We start from the raw sequence: 21,045 nt of genomic DNA on the forward strand, positions 1-21,045 counted from the left end.
TGGTCGAGATGCGCGTTCGCCTTAGCAACCTGCGAGCGGATGATGGTCGATCGGGTTGGCGATCTTTTCCTCGATAACCTTGCGCGCAGCCGCCAGATCGAGACCGAGATCGCCACCGAGTCGCGACTTCTCGTCGAAGCGACCGAGCACGAGATTGGCGTCGGTAACGGTTGGCAGGATCCCGCCGCGGCCGTAGCAGACTGGCCACGGCACGGCTTCCGCACTCATCGGACCGACGCGCAACGCGCCGCCGTCGTCGATCCAGGCGATTGAGCCACCGCCCGCGCCGATTGCATTGATATCGATGACCGGTAGCCGGATAGGCACTGTCTCCAGGCTCGCCGAACGCGTGATTTCCGGGCGCCCGTTGCGGATGAGGCTGATGTCGGTCGAGGTGCCGCCGATATCCATGGTGATGATGTCAGGAATCCCGGCGAGTTGGGCCACATGGGCACTGGCGACGACGCCGCCGGCCGGCCCGGACAGGACTGTGTGCACTGGCTTTATCCGCGCGCTGTCGAGGCTCATGAGACCGCCTGCCGCGTCCATGACCATCATTGGCTTTTCGCTGGAAAGCGCGAGCCCCTCCCGCGCATCTACGAGCATACCGTGCAGCGACTCCAGGTATTTTCTGCATAACGGGGCGGAGATAGGCGTTCAGGACCGTCGTCGACGCCCGCTCGTACTCGCGGAATTCCGAATTGATCTCGGTGGAGATGCAGATGGCGACGCCAGGAAGCGACTCTTCGAGGATCTTGCGTACGCGCTCCTCGTGAGTCGGATTGGCATAGGAGTGCAGGAACAGGACGCCGACAGCCTCTACATTGGCCGCCTTGATCGCAGCGGCGACCTCATGCACATCCGCCTCGTTGAGCGGCTCGATTTCCGTGCCGCCCGGCGCCAGACGACCGCGGACGGTGAAGCAGAGGTCCCGCGGTACCAGTTGCTCGGGCGGACGATTGTAATGTCGAACAGTGTCGGTCGATTCTGCCGGCCGATCAGAAGGATATCACGGAAGCCGCGATTGGTCACGAAGGCCGTGCGCGCTCCCTTGCGCTGAATGACGGCGTTCGTCGCCGTGGTCATGCCATGGCCGACGTAAACGACCTCACTCCCGGTGCCGCCCTGCAGAAGAAGAGCCCGCTTCAGCCCGGTCACGGTGCCCTGCGCACGATTGACAGGCGTGGTCGACACCTTGGAAACCGTTATGGTCTGGGTAGCCTCGTCGTATGCGATGCTGTCGGTGAATGTGCCACCGACGTCCGATGCACACGAATGCGCCTGCTCATTCACCGCTTTGTAACGATAACGTTTCCGTTACCGTAAGCAATGCTGTATGGTCTGGCAAGACATATTATGGGCAGGCCTCGCAGTTTTCTTTTAGGAAACAAACTAAGTTTTCGTCCGATTCGAAAGGCAAACGTATGATCGTAGCACGTGCCAACGTAGGCCAGCCGCAAGTCGCTGAAGGTCATGGCATATCGGAAAAGAGCTCGCGCACGCGCGCCGCCATTCTGGCCGCTGCCGAGGCGGAGTTCGTCGCGAATGGCCTGAGCGGTACGAAGATGGAAAGTATCGCCAAGGCGGCCAGAGTGAACAAGGCGTTAGTTTATCGCCATTTTGAGCGCAAGGAACTGTTGTTTCAGAGGGTACTCGTCAACGCCTATCGGCGAATGCGCGAGGCCGAAGCCGTGCTCACAATCTCCGCCGACCCGATGGTCGCGCTCGATCAGCTATGCGAGTTCACGCTCACTTACTATCGGAAAAATCCTGGGTTCCTTGTGCTGGTTGGAATCGCGAATCTCCATCATGGCGACAATTTGCGCTCAGTGCCGCGCTCAGAATTGGCAATCGACAAGCTCATGACGCTCGTGGGTGGCATTATTGCCCGCGGCGAGGCGACCGGCGTGTTTCGGAAGAACCTCAATCCAGCTGATTTGTGGATCTCCCTATCGAGCCAGTGCTGGTTCAGCGTAGCCACGGCCTATACGGTCGAAGTGTCATTCGGCAAGAGCATTCTGGAAGACCAGGAAGCAGACAGGCGGCTGGCGACGATCAAGGAAGTGATCCGCCGCTACGTGCTCGCGTGAACGCTGAGTCCCGCGTAGTGTCGCTCCGCCCGCCCGATCTTCTTTTCAAAGATGGGAGGTGCGCGGCAAACTGTAATCAGATTTCGAAGATTGTTCGTGGCAAGCGAGAGAATGTTTCGGCGCCGCTTTCGGTCACGCGGAAGCTTTCACTGATCACATAGCCGAAGTCTTCGTCTATCCAGTTTCCGAGCATCAGGTGAAAAGTCATGTTCGGCCGAAGCACGGTCAGGTCATCTTCCTTGAGACTCGCCGTTGGTTCCAGCCACTCGATTCCTTGGGCGTAGCCGCATCTGGTTTCTTTCGCAAAACCGTGCTTTTTCAGCGTTTTATTGAAAGCCATAGCGACTTCGGCACAAGTGGCACCTGGCTTGACCGCGGCAAGCGCAGCTTCCAGTCCTGCTACCTCTCCCTCGTGCACTCGACGCAACTGCTCCGACGATTTGCCGATTGACAGAGTTCGCATCAGCCCAGAGGTATACCCATGACGCACGCCGCTAAACTCGAGGTTGATCTGCGAACCGTCGTGGAAAACATCTTCTGCCCACCTGATATGCGGCGTGGAGGAACGCGGTGAAGCACATAAAAGAAAGTGCGACAAATCCGTGCTTGGCTTGCCATTCGCACCTCGGATCAACGTCGAGATGATCTCTGCCGCAGCATCAGCTTCTCTAACGCCGGGCCGGATTACCTCTACCGCTCGCAACATTCCCGCATCAGTGATCGCCGCTGCCTCCCGCATCATAGCGATTTCAAGGTCGGATTTAATTAGCCGGATCCAAGCGACTGCTTTGCTAAAATCTACGATTTTGGCGTCCGGCATCCGGGTCCTGAATTTCTCTACCGATTCCGGCCTGAGGGATTTAATTTCCATCCCCACCCGCCCCGCAAGGCCACCTTCATGCAGGAAATCAATTATTGCATCATAGCCATCTTTGTCAGGGTTTGCGATAAGCGCTTCTGGATAGCCAATAACTCGATTGCTATCGAAGAACATCTGATGAACAGCGCCCGGCGCATCACAACGGCGCGTCACAAAGGTCGGCTCCTCATCTTTCAAGGAAACGATCAGCGCTTCCGGGATGTAGCCAGATTTGGCAGTGTATCCGGAAAGATAGGTGATATCCGCCGAAGTGCTTACCAATAAGGCATCGATCTCGCGTTTTTCCATTTCCGCCTTAACTACGGACAGCCGTCGCAGATATTCAGCCCGGGGAAACGCTTGTGGTCCTTTTGGCATCGCCATTGGTTTTAACTCCTTGCCTGGTGTGGGGCCGTCCGTCGGTAGGGTAATTTAGGGCAACAGCACGCGCCCAAGTGTCCGAAAAGCGTAAAGCGCGGGGGAACTAGAGGGGTAGAATCGTCTGCCTCTATGAATGGGATTGTCAGCAATTGAGAGATACTGACGAAGGCCACGATGTCTCTTGGATGATTGTGGCTGCGTACCCCATTTCAACGGATCGAAAGATCAGGGCAACTCAGCCTCTGGCGTTGTGTGCAGTCTCCGGATGTTTGGATGGCGCGTTGTTCAGCCGACATCCGAGGTTAGGACCTTTGTGGCGCCAAGCTCTGCAGATGCCGGAAAGTTTCGCCTCTGTGCATACGTCGCCTATTGATCCTCTAACTGTCGATCTCAAGTTGCGTCAAATTCAGTTTGCATATGTCATGATCTAGAAGCGAGATGCTCCCCCAGGAACAATCCTCGGCGTGGCCCATCCGCTGCCCTTGCGGTGCTTTTGGGTTGCTTTTGCGGGTGCCACCCTTCCCATGTCTTCGCCAAGCGGGTGGTAGGCCACGACCGGATTTGAACCAACGCTTGATGCGCGGCGCTAATGAACCGCTTTCTTCCAGGCGGCGGGCCTGAGGTTGGAAGCATGGAAGCGGAGTCACTCATGGACCCATGCATCCAATCCGCAGAAGGTTTCTCTCAACGGCCCTGACCTAAGACCCTGAAGCTCCCCCAATTTTTGACGGACGAAAAAGGCTCCACGGTGGTGCGTAGGTTCGCCCGGCATAGTGGGGCAAGCCGTTCTGCCCGCACAACCTCCCCAGGTGCGCGGTGAACCGCTTCACCTGCGGCGCCACCGCTCCGACGTGCACTGTTCCTGTTGCAGCTCCATCTTCGGTCACGACACTTACAGACACAACCTACTATCTCGCTTGCCGCGCGGAATGCTTGCCATCTAGGCGGAACGCGCTCCCTTGAATGAAAGTGCGGCATGGGGAACGATTGCACATGACACCGCTTCGCGATCTTAAATTGACTGGCGCCCGACCTGCAAGAGAACCGGATCCCGCCGTCGGCAGCGATTGCAATGCCCTGACCATACTATCGCTTTTGCCGCCTCGCTGCGAAGAACAGAGTATTCTTTGTGGGCCTTGCCGGCACTTAAATCGCCGCATGAGACGATGTTTTTTCCTTCATTGAGCGCCACCACGTAAAATAAATGGCGACCACCCAAAGGACAGGCAGGAGCATTAACAGAGAGGAAACCGCGGCGATTGTAGGATCAATCGAATGACTAATGTTCTCCCGCATCTTTAGCGGTAAGGTCTTGATTGAGTAACCGCGTACCAATGAGGTTATCACCACTTCGTCAAATGAATGAATGAAGGCAAAAACGGCCCCTCCCAGGATACCAGGCAGAATCAAAGGCAGAGTTACTCGTCGGAAGGTCTGGACGGGACCCGCCCCCATGCTCATGGCAGCTTGCTCTAAACGTCTATCAAAGTTGGCTAAAGTCGCTGAGACAATCACGACTACGTAGCTTGTAGCCCCAATGCTCTGCGCCAGGATTAAAGAGCCTGCGATCCAAATGATCTTCTCGACCAGCTTCTGGCAGGAGGCGCAGCCAGTGCAGCCTTCGAACAGGGCGGCCTGCTGGATACGCTCAAGAAGGCTCTGACCGAGCGCGCCTTGAACGCGGAGATGGACCATCATCTGGCGAGCGGCGAAGGCGCTGGCAATACGCGTAACTGCTACGGCCGCAAGACCGTGACGACGGAAACCGGACATACCGCGTGATCGCCACGCCAGTTTCCATCCGCAACTAATCGCCAAGTATCAGCGTCGCTTACCCGGCTTCGACGAAAAGATCGTGTCAATGTATGCGCGCGGCATGAGCACCCGGGAGATTACCGGGCACCTGCATGATCTGTATGGCGTCGACGTGTCGCCGGATCTGATCAGCACGGTGACGGACGCCGTGCTCGATGAAGTCGCCACTTGGCAACAGCGCTCGCTCGATCCGGTTTATCCGCTCATTTTCTTCGAACCCGATCCGGGTCAAGACCCGGGACGAAGGGATGGTTCGCAACAAAACCATCCATATCGCGTTGGGCGTCCGCGCCGCTGGCGCCAAGGAGGTACTCGGCCTGGCTCGAGCAGAATGAAGGCGCCAAGTTCTGGCTGCCGGTGATGAACGAGCTCAAGAACCGCGGCGTCGATGATATCCTGCTGGCCGTCATCGATGGCCTGAAAGGCTTCCCCGACGCGATCACCGCCGTTTCCCGGAGGCGATCGTTCAGACCTGCATCGTCCACCTGCTGCGCAACTCCATGGACTTCGTCTCCTGGAAAGACCGCAAAGGGCTTGCGACAGCGCTCAAGGACATCTACCGCGCCGTCTATGCCGATGCTGCCGAAAAGGCGCTGACGGCGTTCGAGGCCGGCCCATGGGGCCAGCGCTATCCCGCCATCGGCCAGAGCTGGCGGCGTGCCTGGGGCGAGGTCATCCCGTTCTTTGCGTTCCCTGACGAAGTCCGCCGGATCGTCTACACCACAAACGCGATCGAGGCGCTGAACTCGAAGCTCAGGCGGGCTGTCAGGGCCAGGGGCCACTTCCCCAGCGATGGCGCGGCCACCAAGCTGCTCTACCTGATCTTGAACCGGTCCGAAAAGAGTGGAAAATGCCGCCACGTGAGTGGTCCATGGCCAAGGCCCAGTTTGCCGTCATCTTCGGCGAATCGCTTCATCAAAGCCATGGCGGCACAATGTTGAACCGCCCACCCGCACACGGAATTCCTGACAGTCCCCATGGCCGATGATTTGATCCGTGGCGACGAGAAGAGGGTGTGGGCGGACGCCGCTTACGACACCCATGCCCGCCGCGCCCGGCTCAAGGCCGAGGGCAAGAAGGTGCGCATTGCGCGCCGCCCCAACAAGCATCATCCGCAGTTGCCGCCGCGGCTCAAGCACTACAATCGCCTGATCGCCAGACGCCGGGCGACGGTCGAGACCACCTTCGCCACGCTCAAGAACCGTATGAGATTGACCGCAATCCCCTATGTCGGGCTGGCCAAGGCGACCGCCCAGGTAACGATGGCGGCGATCGCATTCAACATGCGCCGATGGACCGCCATCACGGGATAGGTGCGCCTACAATCCGGCCGCAAGAGGCCGCACCGCCGCCAACCCCCACCCAAGGCGACAGAGCTCAAGAATACGAGCGAAACCCCCTGCAATCCGATCCCTTCAAACATCCCTCCGCTACTGCGCAACAGGCCCCTATTTAGGCAGAAAATCGGAACGAAAGGGCCTCGCAGCCTGCGCCTTTGGGCACAACGAGGAAACCTATGCTCACGCCAGGCGCTTCGAGATCGAATGTAAGGTGTGGTGCTCCGGTCATTGATCTATCTCCATTATGGAAGTAATTTCGCGCATTCTGTGCACTGCAACTCGTCACAATTCTACAGCTTGGCAGAGAGCGCTTCGCACACGGCTGGCAGCCCGACCGACGCGATGACTTCTAACCCGCGGTTGTCGCCATGTGCAAAGTCATTCCAGCTAGACCATGATATAAACGGATCTCCAGGATGAGGGTCCGAAAGGACGTCTAATGCGGCGGCCATGTCGCGCACCGTTCGACAGAAAACAAATTCGCGAGTGCGACCAAATGAGCGTCTTGGACCTGAAATCCGTCCGCGGGATCGGAATGAGCCCGAAAAGACCGCACCAGGATGCAGGAATGCGAATTGACCCGCCGCCGTCGCTGGCATGTGCAAGGGGGTGATGTCGGCAGCGACCGTCGCGGCAGCGCCGATGAGGACCCCCTGCAGATCGTTCCAGATTCCATGGATTGGCGGTAATGCCATTGAGTTCACTCATACCTGAGGTACCCAACTCCGGGCATGTTGTTCTCCCATGGTACGGAGCCCTGCGTCTCGCGCGCGGCGATAATAATGGCTGTCGGTTCGGGGCCGATATCCTTTGAAGAGACGGCTCCCCTGTTCTTGAGGGCGCCGAGATGCGGTAGCGCCAATATCCTTGCGAAGGAAAGGTACTCCGCCCAAGATGCCTTCGTCCGAGACGACAACTGTCTCGACAGTCTATGACGGCGTTGATGCGTCGATTGACCTCGTCATGGCCGTCACTTCGGCCGCCTTCACGAGAGAGGCCAAATCGGTAGCATCGTGGTCGGCATATTCGCTCATTCTCATTCGACAGATCCTTACTCACCAACTGCTCTATTGATGGCTGTCGCAGTTGCGTTCCCAACCTGCCCGGTTTGCCAATGCCGAAGCGTACCCGTGACATCACTCTCAATAGCGATCGGATCGACGGCACGCAGGTCTCCAGAACGATGGAACTGTGCGGTCGGCTGGTGAAATCGCCATTGTTCAGTCCCCAATTGAGAACAAGGAGGATCCAAGGAGGAGGTGTGGCCCGTGAGAATGACCGGACTTCAGCACGAATTTACCTCGTCGAGACCTCGTCCGTGTTGCAGATAATGCAACTGTATTGCAACTAGGTTTGAAACGTGACAGGGGTGTGAACACTTGTCCAGTGGAGCTGAGGAGTCATCGATGAATTCTGTCAAACATCCCCGAGCGCCCGTGACCGAGCCCGTGGTGAGGTTACAACCGTGCAACGGGCATTGAATCTGCTGAGGATCGTCGGCGCGAGTGAAAGGCCGATCGGAGTAAATGAGATCGCGCGGCGGCTAGAACAGCATGCAAGCGCGGTTTCCAGGACACTGTCGACGCTTGAGCACAACGGATTCGTCGAGCGCGATGAAGAGACTGGACGGTTTGTGCTCGGAGTTGAGCTCATCGCGCTGGCGAGCAGGCTTCTTGCTGAACTTGACGTGGTCCGGGTGGCGCGACCCTATCTGGAGGAACTTGCCGAGAGCACGAGGGAAACGGCCTCGCTCAGTCTTTGGAACAAGACGGAGGCCATCAACATCGAGCACGTACTTGGTCCTGGGTCGATCAAGCACATCGCGGCACCGGGGCGCCGCAATCCGGCGCATTGCACGGCTACTGGAAAAGCCATGCTGTCGCAGATGCCTGGGTCAACCCTGGAAGAGGTTTTGGCGCTCGGGCTAGAGCGCTACACGGACCGCACGATCACCGAGGGGAACGCGCTTGAACGCGAGCTGCGTTGCGTGCGCGAACGAGGATACGCGCTGAATGTGGGGGAGTTCATTCCCGAAACCGCCGCCATCGCGGCCGTGATCCACGATCGGAGGGGGAGAGTTGTGGCCGCAATTGCCGTTACGATGCCGGTTTTTCATTTCACCCAGCAAAGTGAACGCCAGCTGGCGCCTCTTGTCATGAATGCGGCGGCAACCATCTCGCGGCGTCTAGGACATCACGGTGCTCAGACGATATGATCAGCAAAGCAACATGCCCAGTGACCTGAGCACATCGGTATTCGCTTCATGTGGCGCTACGGCGAGGTCCGAAAGTCTCTCGCGTCTGCCGTCGATGACATCTTTCGTTCAAAAGAGCAACGGCAGCAATTACGCCCTCCACGCCCCGGCGGGCTTTGCGGCGGCGTGGACCCGGCCCGGCCCCGCAGACGAGCCAAGGTGATTTATGCGAGGTACACTTCAGGCTCGGCTGCCGGTTGTCCCTGTCCCGAAATTGCCGACGCAAGCGCCGAGAGCTGGACGAAGGCGGGTCCACAAATCGGCTGCTTAACTTGTCGGCCGCCCGAGCGCCCACATAATCATAGGCGACGACAAACTTTCCGTCTGACCACAATCCGTGAGGACTTGTGACAGCATCAGTTCAGCTGCTTGTTCGTCGGAGCTGGTCGAGCGTCCAGGCAATGCGAAATGCTGTTTCCTCGGCTACACCAGGCCCATGTGAAGCGCCGCTGTGGCCGCCCACCATCCGCATGCGGAAGACAAGCTCGGGATCGCGATCGGCCGCGCAGGACCGACGCTGCGCCACGTAGCGAGCGGGCTGGTAATAGAGCACCTGGCCGTCGTCGAGCGCGGCGTCGATGTACGTCGGCGGAAGTGGGCGATCAGCGCTGAGGTTGTAGTACGGGTCGTAGCTGCGCAGGTACCGATACTCGTGGGCGATGTGGGGATCTCCGTACTCCGCCGTTTCATGTAGCGCGTACGGCATCGTGAAGTCCAGTTCGGTATCTAGGATGTCGGCGACTGGAACCTCGGCGAGCACGGCGCGGAACAAGTCGGGCCGCAAGCCGGCCGTGGCAAGCACGGTACCCCCGCCACCGCTCTTTCCCTCAATGACGATGCCGTCGCGGATGGCAATCCCCCGCTGAACGAGCCCCTCTGCAGCGGCGATCAAGTCTGTGTGGGTAATGCGCTTTTGATCGCGGGTAGCCGCCTCGTGCCATGGACGTCCGAGCTCACCGCCCCCTCGTACGTGCACGATGCCGAAAGCAACTCCGCGATCGAGCAGGCTCAAGCGCTTTGTTATGGATGAGGGCCACGAGAAGAACGAGGGCCATCTCGGTATTCCGTAACAGCCGTACACATTCAATAGTACCGGCCCCGGGCTTGTTCGATCGCGCCGCGCGACCAAGGAGATCGGGACCTGCACCCCGTCTTCCGCCTCCGCCATGACCACCGTCGCCACATATTGAGCCGCGTCATATCCCGGAATTCGGGCCTGGTACAGGACTGCCGATCGGTCGTCGACAAGATCATGCTCGATGACGGTGTCCGGCGTCACAAACGAGCTAACCGAGTAGGTCAACTTCGAGCTTCGGAACGGATGCCGTGCGACCGAACAGTGCCCCCCTGCCGACAGGCCGACCATTAGAGTGCAGCTCGGCTGGTCGGGAACGATCGTGGCCCCAACCCGCCCGCTTCCGTTACGCGAGATCAGGCGAGGACGAAGACCTTCTCGTTCCAGGACAACCAGATGCTGTTCGAGCACGTGGACCTCCTCGAGGGTCACGCCGTTCCGATGTGGTATGACTTCTTCCCAGCGCGATGGCGACGGGTCGTCAATCGGCGCACACACGAGCCGCCAGTACGGTCCAGCATCGTCCACCCGAAACAGGAACCTGTCGCCCCAGTGCTCGGCATAGATCTCGTGCCCAAGTTCACGCTTCACGATCCGGCGCCACTTGCCCTGCGGCTCGTCGGACGGAAGACACCACACCTCTACAGCGCCTTGCTGAACGCTGAAGGAATAGGTCGTAACTACGTCGAGGAACAACCAGGCGCCGCTATCAGAACGCCGAACCAGCACCGCCAGTCGCTCATTGGCCTCCTCGAACACCACCTCGAAGTTTCCGACGTCTACGTCCAAGCGGACAATCTGATCGACATGCCGCCGATCACTCCGCTCCCGTGTAAGAAAGAGCGTGTGATTGTCGGCGGCCCAGACAACGCGCCGGGCGCGACCCGAGTCGCGCCATATGTCACGGCCGGCGGCCATGTCCCGCACTCTCAACTCGTAGCGCTCGTCGCCGATGAGATCAAAGCTGAACGCCACGTAACGCCCATCGTCGCTCGGCTCGAACACACCGAGCTGATAGAAGACCTCGGCCCCAGCAATCGCGTTCGGATCGAGAACAAGCTCGGCCGAGCCTCCGGTCACCGGCCGGCGCCACCATGCGGGATGACACAAGCCCCGCTCGTGACTTTGGAAGTACTCGAAAGGTCCAACCTGGAACGCTGGTGCGGCGACGCCCTCGCAGGTCTGACGACCTTCGATCTCGGCGATGAGTTCCGCCTTGAGCCCCTTCAGGTGAGCTGTCGCTTGCTCCGCATAGCTGTTCTCGGCTTCCAGATAAGCGCGGACATCGGGATTCTCCCGGTGTTGAAGCCATCGATACCGGTCTATTGTTACGTCGTCATGAAGCACCCTGATCCGCGGCTCGGAATGGGGAAGCGGCGGCTGTAGGCGTTTGTCTCCCATCACACTTCCCTCACGTGGAAGCAAAAGTAAGGATTGCCGCGGCAGCCCTCAAAAATATAGTTTCTTCACTAATGCCCCCGCCCGACTAGCGAGCAAACCGCTCAAGAAATCATGACCCATGAGATGCCTCATTGTTTTTCTCTTTCCGATTTTGACAGCATAGCGTTCAGCACGACGCAGAACTTGCTTACAATAGCGACGTGCATGCTATTCTCAGCCATCATTAATAACATGAACTGCAAAAAATCCGCTGTTACATAGTCATAAACACGCGGGCGACCGTTTCAGCTACCTAGATGATGGCCCTGCAGCTCGCTTGCTTTGCTATTGATTAGACCTTCAAGCTTATGCCGGAATTGACAAGCATAGAATTAAGCTATCAGCTATCGCGAATCCAGATGCTCAATGCTCGCCGGCGGCGGGGACAGGCCGGTGCGGTGCACGGCCAGGCAACGTCGATCGCGTCGAATCGAAGTTATGGCCAGTTGTACGCTCGAGGTGGGGGCCGAAAAGCAAGCGCCTGTGAACCGCGCATGGCCGCGAGCGAAGGTTAAACGTTGGCGCCTTACGCAACTGACTGGCTCTGTGTTCTCAACGGACCGATTGACGGCCAGTGCCTCCGCACTATCTCGAGCAGCAGCTTGTGCCCAACTGGCGAGTTCGCTCGACCAGGCCGTATTGGCGCCGCTGGATTTCGCGGTTGTTCATGACTTGGCAGCTTGTCAACTGCCGGATGTAGACGATGGTCGGCAAAGGTGCTCAGCGGTGATCTTGCTCATTGCCCGCCTCCTTCAGGTTCGCGGATCGACTGTCCGTCGGCTGGCACGGACGCCGCTTCGATGAGTAGCGATTGCAACAGAGCCACTCGCTTCAGCCGATCGTCGGTCGGACATGTCGGTTGGTGGCGCAGCGGGCGCGAACAAATCCAGTTGAATGCGCAGTGGGATCTTCATCCGCATGTCCTCCTCCAGAGATCAAGTCTCTCGGAAGAGAAGCTACGAGATGATCGACAAGCGGGCGAAGTTCGAGGAGGTATTTGGGGGACGATGGGCTCGGCAACGACCCAGCAAGGCGACAAACGCCCGCAACCGCCGCCTGGAGCCCGCCCATAAACAGCATACCAGTCGATGATTTGCACGGGGTTGGAGTATCAACCACTGAGCCCTTACTGACCGGCATTGGCTGACCTTCACTTTGTCAGCCAACACGCGGACATATGCTGTGGTCCCACTTCGAGGGCCGGCGGCTCCTCCTCCTTGCAGCGGTCGAAGGCAAGCGGGCAGCGCGGATGGAAACGACAGCCCTTCGGCACGCGTGCGGCACTTGGAACCTCGCCCTGCAGGGCCGGTAGCTTGCTGCGATCTGCGTCGCCGCGAATCTGCGGCGTGGCGTTGCGCAGCGCGACGGTATACGGATGGCGGGGGTTGAACGTGATCTGATCCGCTGTGCCGATTTCCACCAGTCGCCCAAGATACAACACCGCAATCCGGTCGGCGATCAACCACGCGAGCGGCAGGTCGTGGGTGATGAACAGCAGCGCCATGTGGTGTTTGTCACGCAAATCCACCAGGACCTGAAGAATCTGTGCGCGTATCGAGACATCGAGCATCGACACAGGTTCATCGGCGACGATGAGTTCCGGCTTCACGGCAAGCGCTCCGGCAATCACGACCCGCTGTCGCTGCCCGCCGGACAGTTCGTGCGGGAAGCGGGGAAAGAAATCGCCGGAAGGATTAAGCCCGGCTGCCGCAAGCGCTTCGCTGACCCTCTCCGTAAGTTGGGAATGGTTCTCGACCAACCGCAGGGAGCGCAACGGCTCCGCCACGATATCGAATACGGTGTGTCGCGGATTGAGCGCCTGATAGGCGTCCTGGAAGATCATCTGCACGCGACGCCGGTAAGGACGCAGGGTCGAGGAGCCTCGCTCCGACGTCATGTCTCGGCCTTCGAACAGCAACCTGCCGCCTGTCGGCTGAGCAAGTTTGGTGATGACGCGGCCCACTGTCGTCTTGCCGCTCCCCGATTCCCCGACCAGGGCAACGATTTCACCCTGTCCGACGTTCAAGTCGATCCCGTCCACCGCACGCACTGCACCGGCAGGTCGGCCCAGAACACGGTCGAAGAATCCGCCACGGATCGGGAAGTGGACCTGCAGGCTTTCCAGACGCAGGATGTCGGCAGTGTCAGGCATGAATTGCGACCTTGTCCTCTTGCGTCAAGGGCCGGTGAAGGTGACAGGCGACGCGGCCCCGCCGGACTTCGTCGAGGCTGGGGACTTCGGTCGCGCATACCGTCATTGCAGACGGGCAACGTGAATGGAAGGCGCAGCCTGAGGGTCGATTCACCAAGTTGGGAGGATCACCGGGGATAGGCCGGATCATCCGTTTGCCGTTTGCTGGGTTTGGTATCGATTCGATCAGCAGCTGGGTATAGGGATGCTTGGGTTGCGCGAAGACATCGGCGACAGTGCCATCCTCGACGATGCGGCCAGCGTACATAATCATCACGCGATCACAAGTCTCGGCAACAACAGAAAGGTCGTGGGTAATCAAAATCAGGGCAAGGTTAAGCTTCGATCGCAAGTCCCCAAAGAGCTTGAGAATCTGAGCCTGTGTAATGACATCGAGCGCCGTGGTGGGCTCGTCGCCGATGACAATCGAGGGGCGACATGCGAGTGCCATCGCAATCATCACCCTTTGACGCATCCCACCCGACAGTTCGTGAGGATAGGCTGCACCGCGGTCCGCCGGAATGCCGACCAGTTCGAGCAGCTCCCTTGCCCGCACGGTGGCCTCGCTGCGCGACAAACCGAGCCGCAGGATGCATGGCTCGGCGATCTGCTTGGTGATGCGGTGAACGGGATTGAGCGCATTCATCGCGCCCTGAAAGACGACGGACGTCTCGCTCCAGCGGTGTGGCCGCATGGCGACATCGTCATTGATAGGCAGTCGCTCTCCGCGATAGCGTACCTCGCCCTCGCTTACCCGCGCGTTGGGCGATAGCAGACCCGCAATCGCCATTGCGGTCGTGGTCTTTCCACTGCCCGATTCACCGACGAGGGCAACGGCCTCTCCGGCTCGAAGCGCAAAGCTTACGCCATCGATTGCACGCGATGAAAGGCCCTTGAGCTTGTAGTCAACAGAGAGCCCGTCGACGTTCAGAAGCAACGCCGTGCTCCGGGAGGGTTCTGTCATGGGATCACCCTCCGGCGTGGATTGAACGTATCGTCGAGGGCATTGCCAATCAGGACGAAGCTAAGCGCAACCGTAAGCGCGCACAGCCCGGGGGCGCCAAGATACCACCAGGCTCCAGCACTGGCGGCGCCGGCGCGCTGAGCGAGCGATAGCAACGTGCCCCATGAAGGCTGCAAGGGATCGCCAAGCCCAAGGAACGAGAGTGAAGTCTCGATATAGATTGCGCCGGAGACGACCAAGGCGCCATTGGCTGCAATTTGCGGCACGAGATTGGGCAGGATGTGCTGTACCATGATGCTGAAATCGCTGCTTCCCACCACCCGGGCACGATCAACGAATGTTCGCTCCTTAAGCGAGAGTGTCTGGCTGCGAACGATACGAGCAACGAACGCCCAGCTGGTCATGCCGATGACAACAATGATCACAAAAAGAGAAGGGCGGAAGCCAAGGATGTCTCCACCGCGCCCCATCACCTCAAGGACCACAGGCGTGATGACCAGCGCGAGCACGAATGAAGGCATAACAAAAAAGAAATCTGTGATGCGCATCAGCCAGACATCCACCCAGCCACCAAAGTAGCCCGAGGTCATTCCGACCGTGGTGCCGACGATGAGGCTGATTACAGTCGCCAGCAGCGCGATCGTGAGTGATATCCGGGCACCATGGACGACCAGATTGAGCACGTCTCGCCCCACCTCATCCGTCCCCAGCAGATGCTGGCTTGATGGTGGTGCGAGGAAGTCGCCGGTTGCATTGATCGCAGTCTGCAGAGGTCCCACCAGAATATTCGGCACCGCTGCCAGCACAAAAAAGAAGATAAGGCATACTATACCCAGCTGAGCCCCGCCATGACCAAGAAATTGACGCAGAAAGTCTTTGATAGCCCGCTCTCGGCTGCGCTTAGAATATTGAACAGTATTTTCACTCATTGCCTAACTCTTGGATCGAGAAGACCGTAAGTAAGATCAGCGACGAGGTTCGCGACAACGATCGACACACCAAGCAATAGGAATATCCCTTGCAGAACTGGATAGTCTCTCGCGTTGAGTGCCTCAACAGTTAAGTTGCCTATGCCTGGCCATGCGAATACAGATTCGACGGTAATAGCACCCGCCACTACATAACCAAGATTTAGCGTCACCAAGGTCATGACTGGTAGCATTGCATTGCGAAAGGCGTGACGCATCAACATTTGGAGGTCAGTCAGCCCCTTAGCCCGGGCAGTTACCATGTAGTCCTCGGCGACAACATCGCTCATAGCAGCACGAGAAACCACAACGTATTGCCCGATCAGACCAAGAGCCACTGCGGACACGGGAAGTACGAGATGCCGCAGATAATCTAACAATAAGTCAAGAGAACCCTTAAGCGCGCCCGGAGAATATCCACCGTAGCCAGGTAGCCAGCCCAATGCCGTGCTAAAGATGACCACCAGAAGCATGCCGACCCAGAACGATGGCGTTGAATAGAGGGCGAGAGAGGCACCCGTCGTGATATGATCGACGACTCCTCCCCTGCGCCAGCCCGCATACATGCCGAGCGTGACCCCCACAACGATTGCGATGAGCTGAGCGATGCCGACCAGTGCAATAGTGGCCGGCAGCCGCTCCAAGAGCAGGCCTGCGACCCGCCTGCCCCTGAACTTGAAACTATAACCGAGGTCGCCATGAAGCGTTGCTGACACGTAGTCGACAAGCTGGTCCGGCACCAGCGGCCGCTCAAGGCCCCAACTCTTCCGCTGCGCTTCCAACTGCTCAGCGGTCACAGAAACTCGTGCCCCGCCCAATAGCAATTTAGCGGGGTCGCCCGGAATGACTCTGAATAAAATGAAGTTCAGAATTACTACCATCGAAAGCGTTACGGCTGCTCTGAGAAGGGCATGCCCAATGTGCCGCGTGGTCCGGCCACCATTGGCAGCCATGTCAGATTGACCTCAAGCGATCGAACGGAAAATAGGTCCACATCGACACCATGTCCTGTGTCCCCCAGCCCTCGAAACAATCTGTGCGATGGGCGTCGAGCACGAGGGGATAGCATAGCATGATATAGGGTGCTTCGCGATAAATGAGGCGCGCCGCCTCATCGACCAGTTCCTGGCTCTTCTTAGGGTCGACGGTACTGTCGACCTCGGACAAGAGCTTTTCGAAGTTGTCATCGGTCCAGTATGACATGTTTGGGTTGCCGATGGCCTTGCTGCTCCCCATCCTAAGCAGGTCGTGAGGTGTGGGAGATGGCCAGTTGCTGGCTACGAGCAAATCCCAGCCTCCGCCGCCATCCGCCGGCGCCGCCGTGCGGGCAGTGAGCGCGCCGGAGTCGAGTTGGGTAACCGATAAAGGTATGCCGACTTGTTGCAGCCAGCCAGCGATAAGCTGCACGACCGCAATCGGCATCTCGAGGACACCCGAGAACTTTCCGGTAATCAGATCGAGCTGGAAGCTGTTGCCCTCCTTGTCCTCCCGGACGCCGTCTCCATTCTTGTCGCGATAGCCGGCGGCATCGAGTCGGCGGCCTGCCTCGGCGAAATCGAAGTGGCGCCTGATGTCGTTTAGGTCCGAATAGTAATCGGCCGCCACCGGCATTACCAGTCCCACGCCAGGGTCCGCGTGCCCGCGGTAAGCTCGGTCGACGATGGCCTTCTGGTCGATCGCATAGCCGATCGCGTCGCGAAAAGCCGGGTCCTGCAGGGCCTTGGTGCTGCCTGCCCCCTTCTCCGAGAGAGTGTTAAAGGCCAAATAATTACGCTGCTCAACGCGCGATTCACCGACCTTTATGTTGGGATCCTTTGAGAGGTCGGCCCATTGGGCGGCCGTGAGACCGCTGCCGTAATCGAGGTCGCCGCTCTTCAAACCCTGCGCGACTGAATCGATTGTCGTGACGTATTGCAATATCATGCCGGCAGTTTTTGGCTGTCCTGTACGGAAATAAGGATTTGGCGTGAGGCGATCAAACTGACCTTGTTTAAACTCCGCAACGATCATAGGTCCAGTTCCCACCAGCGGGGGATTATTGCGGAAAGTGCCGCGAGCATCGGCGTAGCTGATATCCTTCCAAATGTGCTCGGGGACAATTAGAAGGTAGTTGTCAATTGGCCAGCGCGTAGGAGCCTTCGTTACTATTTGCAAAGTCTCATCATCAACAGCCTCTATGAGATCGATTTGGTCCATGCCGTCGGTGTTGTTGAGACCCCGATTTAGTTCGTCGGGCTTGCCAATGGAGTCGCGTAGATAATTATAGGTGAACGCAGCGTCCCTGGCCGTCGCAGGCTGACCATCCGACCACTTCATGCCAGGCCAGATCTTAAAGGTCCAGGTGAGCTTGTCGTCAGCGACGGACCACTCCTTCGCAAACCCCTTCCGATCCTCGTGGCGCTGCGCGTCCATACCCACCAAGCAGTCATAGGAGAAAACCAGGGGCCAGAAGGAACCATAACTCGCAAAAGGGTTCATCGTGTCCGGGGTGCCCATTGTGCCGAAGCGCACGATATGATCACCACACGACGAGGCAAACGCGTTTGAGTGCATGATCCAAGGCGCGGTTGATCCCGCAAGCATAGCCTTCATCATGGCACGGCGGTTGAGCTGCCACTCGTTCATTCTGTCCTCCCTTTAAATTCTAGTGCACCGCAATTTCAAACCGAACGCGCATAGCCTAGGCCATGTCTTGGCGTGATGCAGCGGTTCCCTTCGTTTGCGTTGAAGATGATGGTCGCGGGCAAAGACGGAATGCAAGAACAGAATCAATATCGCAGGTATCTAGGATTTAGATGGGGTTCTCTGATCGTGGAGCTGATTGCAAGCTCCTGTCGGCGTATCCATGTTCCTGCCGGCTCTGTGGTTCTCTTCGCGGTTAACACTGGGTCGCCGCATTTAGCGTTCAAGACGTGGGTGCCTCAATGTAATCGACGCAGTAGTACCTTAAGTTAGGGCTGCCTCCCCATCCACGAGATCACGACGCCATCATCCCGGCAGGGACATTCACCGCCGAAAGGGCGGATCTTGCTTAATGCTTAGCTGGTGATCGCGGTCGCCTCCTCCTTCGACCAGCGGAATTCGCTGACGTCGATCCAGATCCGATGCATGATCACAGCCAGTCTGCAGGGTACGCCTCCGGCGGAGGCCGCCTTGCGAGAAGATGGCACGGTAGCGAGGCTGCGCTCTTAAGGTCGTCCTTACGAGCGTGGTTAGCAGCACAACATGAGCCATGTGACGTTATTGACCGGGCCGGAGCGGCGGCGCCGTTGGAGTGAAGCGGATCAGTGCCGGATACTGGCCGCGGCATTCGCGCCTGGGGCCACAGTGGCGGCGGTGGCGCGTCAGTACGATGTCGCGACCAGCCTGATCTACAAGTGGCGCCGCACGGTGAGAGCCCGCGAGACGGGCTTTGCCGAAGTTGTCGTGGCTCCCGATGAGCCTGTCGCCGTTTCGCGGCCGGCGGCATCCCCAGCGGTGATCGAGCTGGAGGTCGCCGGCAAGGTGCGGCTGCGGATTCCGCTGACCACGCCGCCAACACTGGCGGCGGCGATGGTGAAGGCGCTAGGGGTTTCATGATCCCGGTTCCGAGCCAGGTGCGTATCTGGTTGGCAGTCGGCCAGACCGATATGCGTCGCGGAATGCAGGGTCTCGCTCTACAAGTTCAGGAGACGTTGGGCCGGGATCCGCATGCCGGCGATCTTTATGTCTTCCGCGGCCGCAGCGGCAACCTGATCAAGATTATCTGGCATGATGGGCTCGGCATGTCGCTGTATGCTAAACGGCTCGAGAAGGGCCGGTTTCTATGGGCGTCGCCGGCGGACGGCACGGTTTCGATATCACGGGCGCAGCTTGCCTACATGCTCGACGGGATCGATTGGCGCAACCCGCGTCACACGTTCCGACCGCAGCGCGCGGGCTGAGTTTTTCTTTGAGTTTGCGCCATTTTCCGCGAGTCAGCGGACTCGTTTTATGATTCACTCCAAGGCATGGTTGCCACCGCCCAGGGTGCTGTGCCGGACGATATTGGCGCGCTGAGAGCGGCGCTGATCGCGGCGCTGGCCAGAGCCGAAGACAAGGCCGCGCGCGCTGCGCTGGTCGAGGCCGAACTGGCGGTCGCCAGAGCCAAGGCATCGGATGATGCAGCGCTGATCGCACATCAGGATCTGACGATCCGGAAGCTGCAGCGGGCGCTGCATGGTCAGAGTTCTGAACGCTCAGCCCGCCTGCACGACCAGATGGAACTCATCTTCGAGGAACTCCAGAGCACCGCGACGGAAGACGAGATCGCCGCCGAACAGGCTGCGGCCCGGACCACCGAGGTGGCGCCTTATGTGCGCAAGCGACCCGCGCGCCAGCCATTTCCCGAGCATCTGCCGCGCGAACGCATGGTCGAGCCCGCGCCGACTGCTTGTCACTGCTGCGGCGGTCATCGGCTACGCAAGTTGGGTGAGGATATCACCGAGACGCTGGAGGTGGTGCCGCGGCAATGGAAGGTGATCCAGCACGTGCGGGAGAAGTTCACCTGCCGCGACTCCGAGGCGATCAGCCGGGCTCCGGCGCCGTTCCACGCCACCCCGCGTGGCTGGGCCGGTCCCGGCCTGCTGGCGATGATCCTGTTCGAGAAGTTCGGCCAGCATCAGCCGCTCAACCGCCAGGCTGAACGCTATGCGCGCGAAGGCGTGCCGCTCAGCCTGTCGACGCTCGCCGACCAGGTCGGGGCCGGCGCCGCGGCGCTGATGCCGCTGTTCAAGCAGCTCGAAGCCCATGTGCTGGCCGCTTCACGTCTGCACGGCGACGACACAACGGTGCCGGTCCTGGCCAAGGGCAAGACCGATACCGGCCGTTTATGGACCTATGTGCGCGATGACCGACCGTTCGGCGGCGCCGATCCGCCGGCGGCGGTATTCTATTATTCCCGCGATCGTCGAGGCGAACATCCCGCGGCGCATCTCGCCGGCTGGAGCGGCATTCTGCAGGCCGATGCCTTTGGCGGTTATGGCGATCTCTATGCGACGGGTCGTCAGCCGGCGCCTGTTATGGAAGCCAGCTGCTGGGCCCACAGCCGGCGCAAAATGTTCGAGCTGGCCGATATCGAAGCGGCGGCGCGCAAGAAGGCGCGCAGCGAGAAGCCCAACCTGGTCTATCCACTGGCGGTCGAAGCCGTGAAGCGCATCGATGCCCTGTTCGATATCGAACGCGCGATCAACGGCCTGTCGCCAGCCCAACGCCACGCCGTGCGCCAGGAGCGGAGCGCGCCGCTGCTCACCGAGCTCGAGCGCTGGATGATCGAGACGCGCGACAAAGCTCTCGCGCGGACACGACCTGAGCAAGGCCTTCAACTACATGCTGCGCCGCTGGTCATCCTTCACCCGGTTCCTCGACGATGGGCGGATCTGCCTATCGAACAGTGCAGCCGAGCGAGCCCTGCGCGGCATCGCTCTCGGCAGAAAGTCCTGGCTGTTCTGCGGTTCCGATCGCGGCGGACAGCGCGCTGCCGTTCTCTACAGCCTGATCGTCAGCGCCAAGATGAACGATATCGACCCGCAGGCCTGGCTCGCCGACGTCCTCGCCCGACTGCCCGCCTATCCGGCCCATCGGATCGATGATCTGCTGCCGTGGAATTGGAGGTCCGCAAAACTGCGGACCCAACCAGCTGCCGCCTGAT

At 59.3% G+C, this 21,045-nt stretch carries 16 protein-coding genes and 4 pseudogenes; 7 read left to right on the forward strand and 13 right to left on the reverse strand.

Features of this window, described 5'->3' with window-relative positions; all coding sequences use genetic code 11:
- Positions 1 to 21: 21 nt before the first annotated feature.
- From EJ071_RS39810 to EJ071_RS39820, 3 genes and pseudogenes are all read right to left on the reverse strand, one after another.
- Positions 22 to 606 carry a hydantoinase/oxoprolinase family protein gene (locus tag EJ071_RS39810; protein WP_245460083.1) on the reverse strand — a complete coding sequence of 195 codons (585 nt, stop codon included), beginning with the start codon at positions 604 to 606 and terminating at the stop codon, positions 22 to 24.
- Between the two features lie 193 nt (positions 607 to 799).
- Positions 800 to 943: pseudogene (locus EJ071_RS39815) on the reverse strand (hydantoinase/oxoprolinase N-terminal domain-containing protein); the annotation flags it as partial.
- Between the two features lie 50 nt (positions 944 to 993).
- Positions 994 to 1,293: pseudogene (locus EJ071_RS39820) on the reverse strand (hydantoinase/oxoprolinase N-terminal domain-containing protein); the annotation flags it as partial.
- Between the two features lie 131 nt (positions 1,294 to 1,424).
- On the opposite strand from EJ071_RS39820, the gene EJ071_RS34380 reads away from it, so the two are divergent.
- Entirely contained in the window at positions 1,425 to 2,090 is a 666-nt protein-coding gene (locus tag EJ071_RS34380) for a TetR/AcrR family transcriptional regulator (RefSeq protein ID WP_126101833.1), read from the forward strand.
- A 76-nt stretch (positions 2,091 to 2,166) separates the two neighbouring features.
- On the opposite strand, the gene EJ071_RS34385 is transcribed toward EJ071_RS34380, so the two are convergent.
- Positions 2,167 to 3,333, reverse strand: coding sequence for a Xaa-Pro peptidase family protein (locus EJ071_RS34385; RefSeq protein WP_126101834.1), 1,167 nt, complete (start codon positions 3,331 to 3,333; stop codon positions 2,167 to 2,169).
- 1,143 nt (positions 3,334 to 4,476) lie between these two features.
- Complete coding sequence (locus EJ071_RS34390) at positions 4,477 to 4,884, reverse strand: ABC transporter permease subunit (RefSeq protein ID WP_245460383.1); 408 nt, start codon at positions 4,882 to 4,884, stop codon at positions 4,477 to 4,479.
- On the opposite strand from EJ071_RS34390, the pseudogene EJ071_RS34395 reads away from it, so the two are divergent.
- Positions 4,868 to 6,086 (forward strand): annotated as a pseudogene (locus EJ071_RS34395) (IS256 family transposase). The gene EJ071_RS34390 and the pseudogene EJ071_RS34395 sit on opposite strands and share 17 nt — an antisense overlap.
- A 36-nt stretch (positions 6,087 to 6,122) precedes the next feature.
- Positions 6,123 to 6,458: pseudogene (locus EJ071_RS34400) on the forward strand (transposase); the annotation flags it as partial.
- 414 nt (positions 6,459 to 6,872) lie between these two features.
- Here EJ071_RS34400 and EJ071_RS40305 read toward each other — a convergent pair.
- Positions 6,873 to 7,622, reverse strand: coding sequence for an amidase family protein (locus EJ071_RS40305; protein WP_348628166.1), 750 nt, complete (start codon positions 7,620 to 7,622; stop codon positions 6,873 to 6,875).
- A 328-nt stretch (positions 7,623 to 7,950) separates the two neighbouring features.
- Between EJ071_RS40305 and EJ071_RS34410 the strand changes: the two genes are divergently transcribed.
- A complete protein-coding gene (locus tag EJ071_RS34410; protein ID WP_126101836.1) occupies positions 7,951 to 8,700 on the forward strand; it encodes an IclR family transcriptional regulator in 750 nt (249 codons plus the stop codon).
- Positions 8,701 to 9,100: 400 nt separating this feature from the next.
- Here the strand turns inward: EJ071_RS34410 and EJ071_RS34415 are convergent, their stop codons facing one another.
- From EJ071_RS34415 to EJ071_RS34445, 6 genes are all read right to left on the reverse strand, one after another.
- Positions 9,101 to 11,215, reverse strand: coding sequence for a S9 family peptidase (locus EJ071_RS34415; RefSeq protein ID WP_126101837.1), 2,115 nt, complete (start codon positions 11,213 to 11,215; stop codon positions 9,101 to 9,103).
- Between the two features lie 1,189 nt (positions 11,216 to 12,404).
- Positions 12,405 to 13,406 carry an ABC transporter ATP-binding protein gene (locus EJ071_RS34425; RefSeq protein WP_126101838.1) on the reverse strand — a complete coding sequence of 334 codons (1,002 nt, stop codon included), beginning with the start codon at positions 13,404 to 13,406 and terminating at the stop codon, positions 12,405 to 12,407.
- Complete coding sequence (locus EJ071_RS34430) at positions 13,399 to 14,409, reverse strand: ABC transporter ATP-binding protein (protein ID WP_126101839.1); 1,011 nt, start codon at positions 14,407 to 14,409, stop codon at positions 13,399 to 13,401. Before EJ071_RS34430 ends, EJ071_RS34425 begins: the two co-directional genes overlap by 8 nt.
- A complete protein-coding gene (locus EJ071_RS34435) occupies positions 14,406 to 15,338 on the reverse strand; it encodes an ABC transporter permease (protein ID WP_126101840.1) in 933 nt (310 codons plus the stop codon). Before EJ071_RS34435 ends, EJ071_RS34430 begins: the two co-directional genes overlap by 4 nt.
- Positions 15,335 to 16,330 (reverse strand): ABC transporter permease, encoded by a 996-nt coding sequence (locus tag EJ071_RS34440; RefSeq protein WP_126101841.1) that lies wholly within the window; start codon positions 16,328 to 16,330, stop codon positions 15,335 to 15,337. The genes EJ071_RS34435 and EJ071_RS34440 overlap by 4 nt, the downstream gene beginning before the upstream one ends.
- Before the next feature lies 1 nt (position 16,331).
- Positions 16,332 to 18,002: an ABC transporter substrate-binding protein gene (locus tag EJ071_RS34445; protein ID WP_126101842.1), complete on the reverse strand. Its 1,671-nt coding sequence runs from the start codon at positions 18,000 to 18,002 to the stop codon at positions 16,332 to 16,334.
- 600 nt (positions 18,003 to 18,602) lie between these two features.
- Between EJ071_RS34445 and EJ071_RS34450 the strand changes: the two genes are divergently transcribed.
- Together EJ071_RS34450 and tnpB are read left to right on the forward strand one after the other, a co-directional pair.
- The gene (locus tag EJ071_RS34450) at positions 18,603 to 18,956 is read left to right on the forward strand and encodes a transposase (RefSeq protein ID WP_126101843.1); all 354 of its coding nucleotides are present in this window, start codon (positions 18,603 to 18,605) and stop codon (positions 18,954 to 18,956) included.
- Positions 18,953 to 19,300 (forward strand): IS66 family insertion sequence element accessory protein TnpB, encoded by a 348-nt coding sequence (gene tnpB / locus EJ071_RS34455; RefSeq protein WP_126101844.1) that lies wholly within the window; start codon positions 18,953 to 18,955, stop codon positions 19,298 to 19,300. Before EJ071_RS34450 ends, tnpB begins: the two co-directional genes overlap by 4 nt.
- Before the next feature lie 54 nt (positions 19,301 to 19,354).
- Here tnpB and EJ071_RS39825 read toward each other — a convergent pair whose 3' ends face one another.
- Positions 19,355 to 19,576, reverse strand: coding sequence for a hypothetical protein (locus EJ071_RS39825; RefSeq protein ID WP_245460400.1), 222 nt, complete (start codon positions 19,574 to 19,576; stop codon positions 19,355 to 19,357).
- On the opposite strand from EJ071_RS39825, the gene EJ071_RS34460 reads away from it, so the two are divergent.
- Positions 19,487 to 21,044, forward strand: a protein-coding gene (locus tag EJ071_RS34460; RefSeq protein ID WP_245460384.1) for an IS66 family transposase whose coding sequence is annotated in 2 segments (ribosomal slippage) — positions 19,487 to 20,680 and positions 20,682 to 21,044 — 1,557 coding nt in all. Because the reading frame shifts where the segments join, the coding sequence is not laid out codon by codon here. The genes EJ071_RS39825 and EJ071_RS34460 overlap by 90 nt on opposite strands.
- Position 21,045 lies beyond the last annotated feature (1 nt).

This window comes from Mesorhizobium sp. M1B.F.Ca.ET.045.04.1.1 (assembly GCF_003952465.1).
Classification (GTDB): domain Bacteria; phylum Pseudomonadota; class Alphaproteobacteria; order Rhizobiales; family Rhizobiaceae; genus Mesorhizobium; species Mesorhizobium shonense.

What these genes read in the sequence shown, in the direction of transcription:
- tnpB (WP_126101844.1), top strand. Translation starts at nt 18,953, where the DNA reads ATGATCCCGGTTCCGAGCCAGGTGCGTATCTGGTTGGCAGTCGGCCAG.
- EJ071_RS34430 (WP_126101839.1), bottom strand. Translation starts at nt 14,409, where the DNA reads ATGACAGAACCCTCCCGGAGCACGGCGTTGCTTCTGAACGTCGACGGG.
- EJ071_RS34385 (WP_126101834.1), bottom strand. Translation starts at nt 3,333, where the DNA reads ATGGCGATGCCAAAAGGACCACAAGCGTTTCCCCGGGCTGAATATCTG.
- EJ071_RS34380 (WP_126101833.1), top strand. Translation starts at nt 1,425, where the DNA reads ATGATCGTAGCACGTGCCAACGTAGGCCAGCCGCAAGTCGCTGAAGGT.
- EJ071_RS39825 (WP_245460400.1), bottom strand. Translation starts at nt 19,576, where the DNA reads ATGCAGCGCCCGCTGCAGCTTCCGGATCGTCAGATCCTGATGTGCGAT.
- EJ071_RS34440 (WP_126101841.1), bottom strand. Translation starts at nt 16,330, where the DNA reads ATGGCTGCCAATGGTGGCCGGACCACGCGGCACATTGGGCATGCCCTT.
- EJ071_RS34435 (WP_126101840.1), bottom strand. Translation starts at nt 15,338, where the DNA reads ATGAGTGAAAATACTGTTCAATATTCTAAGCGCAGCCGAGAGCGGGCT.
- EJ071_RS39810 (WP_245460083.1), bottom strand. Translation starts at nt 606, where the DNA reads ATGCTCGTAGATGCGCGGGAGGGGCTCGCGCTTTCCAGCGAAAAGCCA.
- EJ071_RS40305 (WP_348628166.1), bottom strand. Translation starts at nt 7,622, where the DNA reads ATGTCACGGGTACGCTTCGGCATTGGCAAACCGGGCAGGTTGGGAACG.
- EJ071_RS34425 (WP_126101838.1), bottom strand. Translation starts at nt 13,406, where the DNA reads ATGCCTGACACTGCCGACATCCTGCGTCTGGAAAGCCTGCAGGTCCAC.
- EJ071_RS34450 (WP_126101843.1), top strand. Translation starts at nt 18,603, where the DNA reads ATGAGCCATGTGACGTTATTGACCGGGCCGGAGCGGCGGCGCCGTTGG.
- EJ071_RS34445 (WP_126101842.1), bottom strand. Translation starts at nt 18,002, where the DNA reads ATGAACGAGTGGCAGCTCAACCGCCGTGCCATGATGAAGGCTATGCTT.
- EJ071_RS34415 (WP_126101837.1), bottom strand. Translation starts at nt 11,215, where the DNA reads ATGGGAGACAAACGCCTACAGCCGCCGCTTCCCCATTCCGAGCCGCGG.